The 11712-nt window shown below is 49.8% G+C and carries 14 protein-coding genes; 5 read left to right on the top strand and 9 right to left on the bottom strand.

Annotation, left to right across the window (positions count from 1 at the left end):
* Nucleotides 1-394 precede the first annotated feature (394 nt).
* The 3 genes from PPL9_RS30025 to PPL9_RS30030 all read right to left on the bottom strand — a co-directional run bounded on the left by PPL9_RS30025 (nucleotide 395) and on the right by PPL9_RS30030 (nucleotide 1479).
* Nucleotides 395-667 carry a hypothetical protein gene (locus PPL9_RS30025; RefSeq protein ID WP_057466140.1) on the bottom strand — a complete coding sequence of 91 codons (273 nt, stop codon included), beginning with the start codon at nucleotides 665-667 and terminating at the stop codon, nucleotides 395-397.
* An 89-nt stretch (nucleotides 668-756) separates the two neighbouring features.
* Complete coding sequence (locus PPL9_RS32215) at nucleotides 757-1029, bottom strand: hypothetical protein (protein ID WP_152986876.1); 273 nt, start codon at nucleotides 1027-1029, stop codon at nucleotides 757-759.
* 15 nt (nucleotides 1030-1044) lie between these two features.
* On the bottom strand, nucleotides 1045-1479 hold the full coding sequence (locus PPL9_RS30030; RefSeq protein WP_057466141.1) for a hypothetical protein: 435 nt from the start codon (nucleotides 1477-1479) through the stop codon (nucleotides 1045-1047).
* Between the two features lie 284 nt (nucleotides 1480-1763).
* On the opposite strand from PPL9_RS30030, the gene PPL9_RS30035 reads away from it, so the two are divergent.
* From PPL9_RS30035 to PPL9_RS30055, 4 genes are all read left to right on the top strand, one after another.
* Nucleotides 1764-2378, top strand: a complete 615-nt coding sequence (locus PPL9_RS30035; RefSeq protein WP_057466142.1) for a hypothetical protein — start codon at nucleotides 1764-1766, stop codon at nucleotides 2376-2378.
* 16 nt (nucleotides 2379-2394) lie between these two features.
* Nucleotides 2395-2730, top strand: coding sequence for a hypothetical protein (locus PPL9_RS30040; protein WP_152986877.1), 336 nt, complete (start codon nucleotides 2395-2397; stop codon nucleotides 2728-2730).
* 698 nt (nucleotides 2731-3428) lie between these two features.
* Nucleotides 3429-3998: a hypothetical protein gene (locus PPL9_RS30050; RefSeq protein ID WP_152986878.1), complete on the top strand. Its 570-nt coding sequence runs from the start codon at nucleotides 3429-3431 to the stop codon at nucleotides 3996-3998.
* Nucleotides 3999-4025: 27 nt separating this feature from the next.
* Complete coding sequence (locus PPL9_RS30055) at nucleotides 4026-4409, top strand: tyrosine-type recombinase/integrase (protein WP_057466146.1); 384 nt, start codon at nucleotides 4026-4028, stop codon at nucleotides 4407-4409.
* A gap of 542 nt (nucleotides 4410-4951) precedes the next feature.
* On the opposite strand, the gene PPL9_RS30060 is transcribed toward PPL9_RS30055, so the two are convergent.
* From PPL9_RS30060 to PPL9_RS30090, 6 genes are all read right to left on the bottom strand, one after another.
* Nucleotides 4952-6604 (bottom strand): BCCT family transporter, encoded by a 1653-nt coding sequence (locus PPL9_RS30060; protein WP_057466147.1) that lies wholly within the window; start codon nucleotides 6602-6604, stop codon nucleotides 4952-4954.
* A gap of 351 nt (nucleotides 6605-6955) precedes the next feature.
* Nucleotides 6956-7303 carry a cupin domain-containing protein gene (locus tag PPL9_RS30070; protein WP_057466149.1) on the bottom strand — a complete coding sequence of 116 codons (348 nt, stop codon included), beginning with the start codon at nucleotides 7301-7303 and terminating at the stop codon, nucleotides 6956-6958.
* 2 nt (nucleotides 7304-7305) lie between these two features.
* Nucleotides 7306-7548 (bottom strand): hypothetical protein, encoded by a 243-nt coding sequence (locus tag PPL9_RS30075; protein ID WP_057466150.1) that lies wholly within the window; start codon nucleotides 7546-7548, stop codon nucleotides 7306-7308.
* 4 nt (nucleotides 7549-7552) lie between these two features.
* Nucleotides 7553-9004: an aldehyde dehydrogenase family protein gene (locus PPL9_RS30080; protein WP_057466151.1), complete on the bottom strand. Its 1452-nt coding sequence runs from the start codon at nucleotides 9002-9004 to the stop codon at nucleotides 7553-7555.
* Nucleotides 9001-10185 carry an aromatic ring-hydroxylating dioxygenase subunit alpha gene (locus tag PPL9_RS30085; RefSeq protein WP_057466152.1) on the bottom strand — a complete coding sequence of 395 codons (1185 nt, stop codon included), beginning with the start codon at nucleotides 10183-10185 and terminating at the stop codon, nucleotides 9001-9003. The genes PPL9_RS30080 and PPL9_RS30085 overlap by 4 nt, the downstream gene beginning before the upstream one ends.
* Before the next feature lie 91 nt (nucleotides 10186-10276).
* Nucleotides 10277-11182, bottom strand: a complete 906-nt coding sequence (locus tag PPL9_RS30090) for a LysR substrate-binding domain-containing protein (protein ID WP_057466153.1) — start codon at nucleotides 11180-11182, stop codon at nucleotides 10277-10279.
* Between the two features lie 116 nt (nucleotides 11183-11298).
* Here PPL9_RS30090 and PPL9_RS32680 point away from each other — a divergent pair.
* The coding region (locus PPL9_RS32680; RefSeq protein WP_161831507.1) for an FAD-dependent oxidoreductase at nucleotides 11299-11712 on the top strand (414 nt) is incomplete at its 3' end.

Consider the following 11712-nt stretch of genomic DNA (forward strand, 5'->3'; position numbering starts at 1 on the left):
GGTGAACCTCTGGTTCGCACCACACCAAAACACGGTCGTATCCAGCCTCGTGAAAAGCATAGATGCGGTGTCGGCCCTCGACGATATCTGCATTCGTCCCTTTGGGCGTGAGCTTAAAGCACGGTGGACCGATGGTATCGCCCAGCAAGATAAGCGACCGGTAGAAAGCGAGTTTTCCAGGCTTCCAGTCGGTTCTGTAAGCTACCCTATCGGCTGCTGACAAAGCCCATCGCAATGGTTGCCTACGCAGCTGCTCATCAATCTTTGCGATGGATGCGCAGAACGTCTCGTTTGCCGGATAACTAGACTCATCCCAATTCTGATACAAACCTTAGGCTCCTTAGTTGGGCGCTTTGTAGTCGGAATGATTAAGCGTCTCATGATACGAAAATTGTCAGTCTTTTTTTATTAACCATTGCCACAGGGCAAAAAGCGCAGCTCCAGAGCACCCAAAAATCATCACAAATCTAAACACATAACTCGCCCAGAATAAAAAAGGCGCTGTTTCAATCCAGTTATCTTTTTGCCCACGCAGCTCAAAGAAGTATTTGTCTGCTTCAAACTTTCTGTCAATGACTACGTCTCCGACCCACCAATGCAGCAAAACTCCGCCGAAGAGTGTGATCCAAAATACGGCCTGAAAGAAACGAAATATAACTAACTTCATGTTGTTTGGTAATCCGAGGGAGTACGGGCGGCTCTTGCGCAAAGGCTTTGCTCGTGAACAGGGATTTTCTCCTTAGTTGGATTACCGGATCAGCTACTTTCGCGTTCTAGGTCTATGCTCTGGAAGCTAACACCATGGTGTCGTAATGCTTCTTCCATAGCTAAAACGTGCACCGGCCAATCAGAGTGTTCGTCGACACCGGAGTAGTTATAGCCAGGCACCCAAGCTTCCGCCAATCGCTTGTGTTCATCGGTTATGGATCGATCATGCTTGTATGCGTCGCGGGCATTGTCATGTAACTCTTTTAGAGTATTCAGGGAATACTTCTTATAACGTTCAATTAATTCGCTTTGGTCTGTCAATTTTCAAACTCCTTTTTAAGATTTCGTTTTCCGGTAGCGCTTCATGTGTTGGTTGCGTTGTGCCTTTTTTGCCAAGCTAATAATCTCACTGGTATCCGAACCGGCTTTGATGCGAGTAGAGCCGCCATTGACAACCACGTCCACGCGCAGTTTCGCCAGCTCTGATAAAAACCAATCAATATCATCTGGCGACAACCCAAGGCAGTTAAGGGCAGGTACAATAAGCGTATCACCCTGTTTAATCGCTCCAAGCATATCCTCGCGGGCGGTAAGGTGTTTCCTTGGCCGCGTGGTCGTTCCTTCAAATACGTCATGCCAGACTGGGCCGTATTGGCTCAGGTCAATTTCGTGACAAGAGAGGCTTTCTTTTTGTTTGCGCAGGCTGGGGCGGTCTTCTGCTTGCAAAATATAGCCCCACTTTACCGGCTTGTTTTCGGACTGATCGCCCATTTTCTCTACATGACCTCGGCTTATTTAGTATCTCTACATTGTAGAAAATATCTTGCCAATATCAACCTAGAATAGTAATCTCTACAATGTAGAGAAAATAATTTGAAATTGCATTGATAGGCGGGTATCTGCGTTGGTCGAGGGGGTAGCACCCTCAAGCTGCTTAGGTAGTTGGTCGCTGAATACCGGTTAAGGCGATGATCGCACAGTTAAGCTGTAAGGGCTCTAGGCACCCGTCTTTCAATGCAATCCAACAAAGTCCGATTTGTAGGAGGTGAGATCCAATGGAAGTAAAAGAGCTAACATACAAAGGTAGCAACGAAACGCTGCTCTATGCCTGCGGGAAATGTGGTCACATCCACTCACCAAACATTTATGCTTGCGGTGTCGAAAAGGCCCATGCAACAGCCCGCCGCTTTGCTGAGGATTGCTGCAAGCCAAAGGTTTGTGAGTGTGGCGTTGAGCTTGGAAAATCGCATTACACCGCATGCGAGAAGTGCCGGGAGAGAAAACGACTTGAAGCAGCCCAGATCGTGAAGGCCGAAGACTATGATGGCGTAGTACAATCGGAGACCAACTCTGGCGACTGGGGCGAAGGTTACTTCTCAGGCCTTGGCGAAATCAGCGAGCACTGTCACGGCCACGATGAAACCGAACCAGCTTATGTGTTTACATGCACCGAGAAGTTGCTTCAGATCGACCCCGAGAGCATCCTCTTAAACGCTGCAGACGACATGCATGAGGATGCCCACGACCAGATTGAAGCAGCAGATGAGCTTTTCGCATTCGTCAAAGAATGGAACACTAAACAGCGCTGCAAAACCTATTACCCCAACTGGAAGCAAGTGATCATCCTCGATCAAGAGCGCTTCGATGCGCTTCTTGAGCAATCCCAATAAGGCCGGTAGGTGAGAGATGAGCAATAGAGCAATACAAGAGTGCGCTCGTGGAATGTCGGCAAAATGCATTGTGATGCATTTGACAGGCAACAAATCAGACGGCTCGTACCCGCATGACGGGGGTGATTTTGGCCGCTGTGAAGCTCTACTGGATAGGTTTCCAGAATTGCGGGTGCGAATGTGGGAAATGGCAACAGTGAATAAATATTGGGCTGCGCTTGCGCCACGCTGGGAAGAGATAAGAGCGGCAAAAGATCAGTACAAGACAATTCAATCAATAGTCCGTCCAATCCAAGATGCTGACCCAAAAGTTTCGCGTCTTGGTGGCGGTATCTCGATCAGTTTTAACTAGTGCCCAGAAATCCCGGTGGGTGAAATGCGAAATCAATCAACAATCAAAGCATGCGGATTGCTGTCAACTCGGATTGCGAAATTTCGACGACTTAAAGCAATGTCACACGCACTCAGTCCGGTGCTCCGTAATCACGGCAAGCGCCCGCCATACGAGTATTTTGCAGGTTTACTAGAGAGTGAGGTTGCGCTTTCTCGTTTGCCTAGACTGAAGGTCTGAGGGGGTTTTGGGGTTCTAATTAGAGGCGTTTTCTTCCTTATGATGTGCAAGAGCAAATAAAAAAGAGACTACATAGAGACAATTAAAATATCAAAAACTTCTTAATATGCTGATATTAAATAACAAAATACCCATATTATGGCGAAAGCCCGAATTATCCCGGCGCTGTTTGATAGGTTTTTACTGAGCTATCTCTTCTTTTAATTTGAATGGCTTGCGGTTATTTCGAGTTATATCGAAATGCCGCAAGTTTTAATGGTCATGTGACTAGCGTGTAAGTTATTTTTCGTGTTCATATAGGGGTGTGTGATTTAAGCCATCTCCATGGCAACCCGGCTCACCAACTCATATCTCAAAAATTTTAAGTATGAAGACAAACGTATCCGGCTCTCCGATTCCGTAGAGGAGGGGCTGCTCGTCACAGTTGGCGCAAAGAAAAGAACCTTTTCGGTGCTTACGTCAAAGTTGCAAGTCAGCGCTTGTATGAGACGCTGGGGTATTTCCCAGAACTCAGTGTTGATGAAGCGCGTGAGGAACTGCGCAAAATGAAAAAAGCTATGCGCGAAGGGTTAATGCATATCGAGACCCTGGATGAGCTTGCTCAGATTTACTTCAAGCGCAGAGAGGGGGAGGTCGCAAACACTACCCTGGCAAAGTACAAATCTGATTGGAAAAACAAGTTTAAGGACTGGTACAACTTAAGCCCGGCAGCGTTGACAGTCGATAGGTGTCGCATGAAGTTTGGACTGCTTTCTGAGAAGCATGGCCCGATCGCAGCAAATACTGCGGCGATCACAAGCCAGGTAATAATCAACTGGTCGATCTCCCAGGGTTTGCTCCCTCTTTCGTTTGCTAATCCTTGGCTCCACGTAACGAGGAGTCCTCGTAAGCCGCGAACACGGTTTATGAGTTCAGAGGAGCAGAGCAAGTATTGGAATGGGCTGGAAGAGGTTCAGGCCGGTGGGCGGCATTGGATCATGGGTCTCCATGCTCTGCGCTTTCTTCTGATGACTGGCCGAAGAAAGGAAGACACGCTCAGTCTGCACTAGGACCAGCTTGACTTGGAGATGGGGGCGGTGTCACAGCCAACGAAGACCGGGGAGAAGACATTTCGACTTGCCCAAGAAGTAGTCGGTCACCTGAGAAGTATCCCTCCAGTAAAAGGCTGTGATTATGTTTTTGCTTCTTTTGGTAAGGGGAACACAGCTGTAAATGAGCATACTCTCTATGGTGCACATAATGATGTGTGCAAGAAGACTGGCATTTCTGACTTGCAAGTCCATGACCTGCGCCGCACCGTTGGATCTCATCTGCGTTTGAGTGGGGTTGATCTGGCTGATATCGCGGACATCTTAGGGCATTCTGACTTAACGACAGCGCGGCGACACTATGCGTACCTCGATAGCGCGCGGCATAGCGACAAGGCAGAGATTGTAGCAGCATTGATGCGAAAAAAATAAAGTTTCACTCTGATAGGGCTAAAGCCGGACCTTCGATCGCTTCCATCATGGGTTGAGATACCTTCACCCCAAGATTTCTACAGTAGCTCTTGTGCGTGATCTAGAGTTGCTATACGTGACCAATAGCTGACATTCAACCTAACTCTAGGCGCGTCCGGCTAGTGCTTGACTTCAACCACAGGTCGATTTTGATCAACTTGTCGCTGATGGCTCATCCGAATCAGCATAACTTGATGCTGATCTGGTTTTCCGCTGTTTAGTGAATGGGAGCAGACTTTCTATTGCCTCTCCAGCAGACCTGATTTTCGTTGATTGGTCATACCTTGCTGCAATGCAAGCTCTGGATCTTAATCTTAGTTCAGTGCATAGACTCCAGGACATAATATGAGCTCGTTGCTGGTATTGTTGAGTTGCGGGTACAATGTAGCAGTTTGCCTCTTGAACGGAGCTCCTGCTGCGGTTGGGTAAGACCGTGGTAGTGGGGCAGATAAGAAAATGCGCGAAGGTGCCACCATCGCGCACTTTAAGATCTTGAGAGCACCTTATTCTGCAGGCACTAGCAGACCGAGACGTTCACGTTGCACATCACGGATAATCGCTTTGACGACAGAGATTCCCATGAGGGCAAGTACTGCCGAAAACGGCAGAGCACCAATAACCATCGCAGTCTGAATTGCTCCCAGACCGCCGAGGATTAAGAGTGCGCCAACAACCAACGCGAGACCGGTTCCCCAAAAGAGGATGTGAGGTCGGGCTTTGGGACCCTCATCGCCTGCAGCATTGATGGTATTAATGACCAATACAGCTGAATCTGCAGTTGTGATCTGATAGGTCAGCAACAGCGCGACCACAATGATGGAGAAGATCCAGGCCATTGTGGGCTCTAAGATAACAGCAAGTGTCGCATAGAGCTGATCAGAAAGACCGGTGCCTGCAATCTCGTTCTGCGCAACACCGGAAAGCTCCAGATCAATCGCAGTTCCACCCAGTGCAGCAAACCAGATGAAGCACATAGCAGACGTTGCGATCATGGCACCAAGGACAAACTCGCGAATGGTACGCCCCTTGGAGATGCGAGCCAGAAACACACCAACAAATGGTGCAGATGCGATCCACCAGGCCCAATAGAACACAGTCCAGCTGCCTTGCCAGTCAGACAGAGCCTTCCCGGTGGCTGCACCATCATCATTCCAGACAGTCAGCAGCAAAGACGGCAGTGAGGTGACATAATCAAATACACCCGTCAGAAGCGTCTGCACGCCAAAGAAAGTAGACCCGAAGAACAGGAAGAAACTCAGCAAGAAGAAACTCAAACCCATATTCAGGTTTGATAGCCACTTAATGCCGCGCCCAACACCAGAAAGTGCAGAAAGCGTGGATGCTCCAAGGATGACGACAAGCGCAAAAATGATGCCAGCATTTGAGGAAGTTTGCTTGCCATCTGTCGCCACAGAGATGAGCCAGTCGCCAAAACCAATGCGATGCAGGCCTGCTACCAGCTGTTCAACCCCATAACCGATGGTTTGCGCAACGCCCAGAACAGTGGCGACTACTGCGATGGTGTCGATAATCGCACCGGTTGTCCCAGACAGTTTATTTCCGAAAAGAGAAGCCAGAGCTGAACGAATAGTCAATGGAAGACCACGACGATAAGCGAAAAAAGCAAGAGCCAGACCGCAGAGAGTATAACAGCCCCAGGCAGATAGTCCCCAATGGAAGAAAGTCCATTTCATCGCAGAAGGTACAGTGTCCCAACTGTTTGCAGCAATATTGCCTTGAATGACGTCTGGATTACTCTGAAGATGATAAAGCGGTTCGCCGGCAGCATAAGTCAGAAGACCGACACCAAGGCCAGCACCAAAAAGCATTGAGAACCACGAGAAAGTTGAGAACTCTGGGCGGTCATCATTTTTGCCCAGTCTTAAGCGCCCGGTTGCAGGGACAGCGGCCAGTGCCAGACATAAAACGATGTAAAAGGCCATCACATAGATGTACCAAAAGTTGAAGTTGGCTAAGAGAAAGCCGTTGATCTTGCCAAGGAAGGCGCCGGAGTGCTCTGGAAATCCAATCGCCCAGATCAGCAGCGCACCAATTATAAATTTGGCACTGATCGTAACATCTTTTGCGAACCCGCTATAAAAACCACTGGTTGCGGTTTTAATAGTGAGTTCGGTGACAGGTGGTTTGATTGGCATAAATTCCTCCCATTTTGCCAAAGGAATTCGCTGCGTGAGAGAATTTTTTCTTCTCAAATGCATGAGTGCATTCCATATTTTTTTGAAGTGGCATGCCTTGCCAAAGTCTGCTCTCCTGCGTTTTCCCGCGAGGCCGTCCAGCAGTCCTTTTGCTTGGCTTTTGTTGTGTTTTGCCACTCTCGTGGATGTAAAGCTGCATGTTCCTTTCTTGACAGAATTGCGTTTCCTGCTTCAGGCAGGGTGTTACCCTATGAGGTCACGTTTCCTCGGCAATGAACTCATCAGTAAGAGCCAAACCAACTGCTTTATTATTCTTGCAAGTGTTGAAGATAAGCAGCTCTGACTTCAGTCTTATTCTGCGAGCTGGTCTTTCCAGTTTCCCGGATGAACCGTATAGAAAATGCGTGCTTTTGTGCCTCGGTAAACCAAACTAGTACCTTCGGGAATCCACATCACATCACCGGCCTGCGCGGTTAGCTCGCCGCCTTGTGTGCCCAGACGGAACTCCCCTTCAATGACGTAGACAATTTCGTCATAGAGAACGGTCCATTCCACTTCACAGCCATCAAACTCCGCAAATCCGGCAGCCATGGAAGGGCTCAGGTCCGGGGAGATCGCACGTCCAACCCTCGCAATGCCCGGAGGGCCTCCGCGATGGGTCATTTCAACGTCAGCAGCCTTAATTACTCTTGCAGTCATTTTTATTGGTAACTCAGCATGATAGCGCGGCCTTGCTCAGCAAGGCGGGCGTTTAAATGGGGAGCGTCAGGGGAGCCAGCTTCAAGAGCAAAGACAAAGGCATGAGTTAGGTAAAACCAGGCCGCATCTGTGTTTCCGGCAGTTTCGCTTTGATTGCCAGCTTCTGTGTAAAGCCGTATCAAGGCGTCCCTGTCTTCTTTTGCATGGGCGTCTAGCAACTCTCTATCCAGCGTTTCCCAGTTCATCGATTTAGCCTTTCAGTGAAATCGCGATGTTCTTGGTGAGCACGTAGTTGTAAAGCGCTTCAAGGCCCTTCTCACGGCCAAAGCCGGACTTGCCCACACCGCCGAACGGTGTTGAAATTCCGCCTGCAAACCATTCGTTGACAAACACCTGACCTGCCCGCAATTTGCGGCCGATACGATGTGTTCTCGCTAGATCTTTGGTAAAGACCCCCGCCACCAGACCAAAGTCAGTGCCATTTGCCAGAGCCACGGCCTCAGCATCACTATCGAAAGGAGTGATGCAAACAACTGGTCCGAAGATTTCTTCCTGCGCGACACGGCTTGCCGGATCAACATCCGCCAGAATTGTCGGAGCCATAAAATAACCCTGACGTTCCAGAGATGAACCACCAGCTGCGACACGCGCACCGCTCTGCCGGGCTGTCGATGTTATTTCCTCAATGCCCTTCAGCTGAGCGGCAGAGATAACAGGCGTATGCTCCGGGTTTTCAAGGCCATGGCCAACAGACAGGCCATTTGCTAATGCCGCTGCACATTCCACAACATCTTCATAGATTGAGCGGTGAACAAGCACGCGGGACATCGCAGAGCAAACCTGACCAGCATTGTAAAAAATGCCGCTTTGCAGGCTGGCGATCACAGTGTCGATATCGGCATCTTCAAGAACAACAGCAGCGGACTTGCCGCCCAGCTCCATCAAAGATGGCGTAACAGGGCCTGCTGCTGCACGTAAGATTGCCTGACCTGTTGGCACTGAACCTGTAAAGACGATCTGGTCCACTTCAGAAGAAGCAACCAGCTTCGCACCAATATCCCGGCCAATACCATTTAAGATCGAAACAGCACCTTTTGGAACATCAGCGCGTTCCAGCGCAACGCCCAGCATCGCCAGACCGATCGGGTCCAGTTCAGGGGATTTGATGATCACAGAGTTGCCTGCTGCCATCGCTGGAGCCAGAGAGCGGGCTGCAATGGAAACCGGAAAGTTCCACGGCACAATTTGCGCAGAAACGCCATAAGGCTCATAGACCGTGTAATCAACATAATCTGGACCAAGCGGAATGGACTTGCCTTCAATTTTGTCGGCAACACCACCATAATACTCAAAGTACTGAGCAGCTTCTTCAAATTCCTCATGTGCTGCACTGAGGGTTTTTCCGCTTTCGCGGCATAGGAGATCTGCACCTTCATCTGCGATTGTGTGGATCTCAACAGCAATGCGCCATAACAAGCTTGCGCGATCTGATGGACGCATGTCCGCCAGGTCTCCACGTTCAAAACTTGCTCTGGCCGCCTCCAGCGCTTTGCCAAGGCTTTCTTCACCTGCCAGCGCACAATGCGCTAAATGCTCTGCGGAGCCAGGATCTTCAACGGCAATGCGGTTTCCACCGTCTCCCTCAACCCAGTTTCCAGCAAGGAAGTTGCGGGCCAACCCATCTTTAATGAAGGCGCTCATACAGTGCGGCCCTTCTCAATCTGGGTAGCCACCCAGTGATGGAACGCATGGGTTGGGCCATCCATCGCCGGTGAGAAGTGACCACCGTCAAACAACTCGCCATGACGACCCTTTTGCATGCCTTCAACAACGAAGATGTCTTCTTTAAACACAGTCTTCCAAAGACCTGCGTTTTCGGTACGAAGATCATCCAGCTCAGGAGCATCCTGAGGCGGCTTGGAGTAGTAGAGCTCGATATGCTCAACGGTATTTTCCAGATCCACCGGCTCTAAAATGATCGCAAAGACATGATCACGCTGTACACCGAGCAGAACGTTCGGATACACCGCAACATATTCTGAGCCCTCATCCCACTTATCACTCAAGCTATTGAAATCTGGCAGAACACGCCCGTTCTCAGACTTCAGCTGGCGATAAACCAGTGAGCCCTGACCGGAGTATTTGCCTTCTTTTTCAATATTGTAGTGATCTTCCAGGCGGGAGTAGCTATTCAGACCCGGGTGAACCCAGGGCAGATGATAGCTTTCGCAATAGTTCTCAACCGCAAGCTTCCAGTTGCAGTTCACATTCAGCTTGAATGAGGCGGTCTCTCCACCGTGGAAAATTGGCTGCTCAAATTCCTTCCAGCGCTCAATTAAATCCGCATGAGCCTCTTCAAACTCAGGAGCAGTCTCATCAATATTGACAAACACCACATCACGCCAGATGTGTGAGCGGATGCGGGTCAATCCGAGTTCTTTCAGATCAACATCTTCATGGGTGTTCTGACCAGGACCGCCAATATGCGGCGTCGTGCGCAACTCGCCATTCAAGCCGTAGCACCAGCTGTGATACGGGCAGCGAATTGCACCGCGGATCTTGGTTGGCTCTTCAACCAGGATCATGCCGCGGTGGCGACAGGTGTTCTGGAACACGCCAATTTCACCGGTACGGTCTCTGACCATAAGCAGCGGCATACCGAGGAAATTGATCGGCTTTGCGTCACCTGCTTCAGAAATATCCTTACCAAATCCGATACCAGACCAGTTGGCAAACAGAACGGAGCGTTTTTCTTCGGCAAAGATTGCCGGATCAATATAGTGCTCGTTCGGCAGGCCCTTGGCGTGATTAACCGTTGTCAGCACGGAGCTCAGTTGATCAACATTGGCAGTGACAGGTGATGTTGGGTTATGCTTGTTCATTAGAACTCCTCCAATTCCAATCTATTTGGAACATGGAGGAAATTCAGAAGGTCTCTCAATATCAGAAAAGTTAAATCTCAGATGAGCTGAATTAATCTGTCTGACTTTTGACCTCTTTGACGAGCCAGTCGCGCAACAGTTTAGCCCCCTCTGATATTCCATCTTCCCTAGGACAAACGGCATGGAACCGATGAGGCGCAGACAGGACACTGGGGCCAATCGGGATCAGTGCTCGGGTTTTTAGAAGCGGCCTGATGAGACGTTGCCAGCCAAGGGCAAGCCCCGCCCCATCCTGCGCAACTTGTAGGGCGATGGCGTAGTTGTTAACCCGGATACCGTTTGCAATCGGGCCATCATACCCAAGCTGCTGAAACCAGTCCCGCCAGGATGTCCAGGTGCGATCCTCTGATTCCAGATGGATCAGACGTTGCCTTGCAAGTTCTGCAAGGCTGCATCCCGTCAGTGTGTCGGCCATGTCTTTGTTGCCAACGGGTACCAGACAATCACGGTACAACTCCACCTGCTCAAAACGTCCGCCGGTTTCCTGACCGTATCGGATGTAAAGATCCAACTCCGGCACACTGCGAAAAGAGCGATCCACAACCACCTGATTCACTGTGATATCCGGATATTCCTGCCAAAACCGCACCACAGATTGAGAAAGCCAGAGCGAAGCGACTGCGGATGTTGAACCGACAGTAACAACGTCACTTGCGTTGCGCTCTCTCACCGATTGCAGCCTCTGCGAGATCTTTGCAAAAGCAGAGGCAACGGTCTCATAAAGCTGCTCGGCTTCTTCGGTCAGCTCAACGGCTCGGTGCCCTCTGCGAAACAGGGAAACGCCAAGTTCTGCTTCCAAAGCTTTAATCTGATGACTAACTGCACCCGGGGTGACCGAAAGCTCCTGAGCTGCGTTTTTAAAGCTTAAATGCCTCGCTGCCGCCTCAAACGCGGCAAGCGTCGTCAGTGGTGGCAAATTGTAATAGCGACGGGCCATTTTGTTGTTCTCTCGGCTGTCAGATTAGATGATTTCACGTCACATAGTTTTTTTTTGATATTGAAGACAAGATCTTATTTTGTTGTGAAATACCTCTGAAATAGGAGGGTTTCAACTTGGGACATATCGGAGACATCGGCAAATTGCCGCCCAAAGATACGCCATCGGGCTGGGTTCCATTAAGTGAACTTTCCGTCATGGGTATTGCACCGCACACAAATCCAACAAGCAAGTTTGACTGGGTCGTGGTTGGTGCCGGCTTTACTGGTTTGGCAGCTGCTCGCCGGTTGGCTGAGCTAAATCCGGAACACAGCATTGCGCTGATTGAGGCCATGCCGATTGGCTGGGGTGCTTCCGGTCGCAATTCAGGTTTTGTGATTGATCTGCCGCACAAATTTGATCTCGACAGCGACGATAAAGAGCGCCTTTCCGCCATTTTGCGGCTTAACACAACAGCTCTTACAGATCTTGAGCAGCACACACAAAACCATCAGATTGAGTGTGAGTGGTCTAAGGTCGGAAAGCTGCAA

Origin of the sequence: Pseudovibrio sp. POLY-S9 (assembly GCF_001431305.1) — a bacterium.
Taxonomy (GTDB): domain Bacteria; phylum Pseudomonadota; class Alphaproteobacteria; order Rhizobiales; family Stappiaceae; genus Pseudovibrio.

Bases quoted from the DNA above. Each gene is read 5' to 3' on its own strand.
- PPL9_RS30025 (WP_057466140.1), bottom strand. From the start codon at position 667: ATGAAGTTAGTTATATTTCGTTTCTTTCAGGCCGTATTTTGGATCACA.
- PPL9_RS30030 (WP_057466141.1), bottom strand. From the start codon at position 1,479: ATGGGCGATCAGTCCGAAAACAAGCCGGTAAAGTGGGGCTATATTTTG.
- PPL9_RS30035 (WP_057466142.1), top strand. From the start codon at position 1,764: ATGGAAGTAAAAGAGCTAACATACAAAGGTAGCAACGAAACGCTGCTC.
- PPL9_RS30040 (WP_152986877.1), top strand. From the start codon at position 2,395: ATGAGCAATAGAGCAATACAAGAGTGCGCTCGTGGAATGTCGGCAAAA.
- PPL9_RS30060 (WP_057466147.1), bottom strand. From the start codon at position 6,604: ATGCCAATCAAACCACCTGTCACCGAACTCACTATTAAAACCGCAACC.
- PPL9_RS30070 (WP_057466149.1), bottom strand. From the start codon at position 7,303: ATGACTGCAAGAGTAATTAAGGCTGCTGACGTTGAAATGACCCATCGC.
- PPL9_RS30075 (WP_057466150.1), bottom strand. From the start codon at position 7,548: ATGAACTGGGAAACGCTGGATAGAGAGTTGCTAGACGCCCATGCAAAA.
- PPL9_RS30080 (WP_057466151.1), bottom strand. From the start codon at position 9,004: ATGAGCGCCTTCATTAAAGATGGGTTGGCCCGCAACTTCCTTGCTGGA.
- PPL9_RS30085 (WP_057466152.1), bottom strand. From the start codon at position 10,185: ATGAACAAGCATAACCCAACATCACCTGTCACTGCCAATGTTGATCAA.
- PPL9_RS30090 (WP_057466153.1), bottom strand. From the start codon at position 11,182: ATGGCCCGTCGCTATTACAATTTGCCACCACTGACGACGCTTGCCGCG.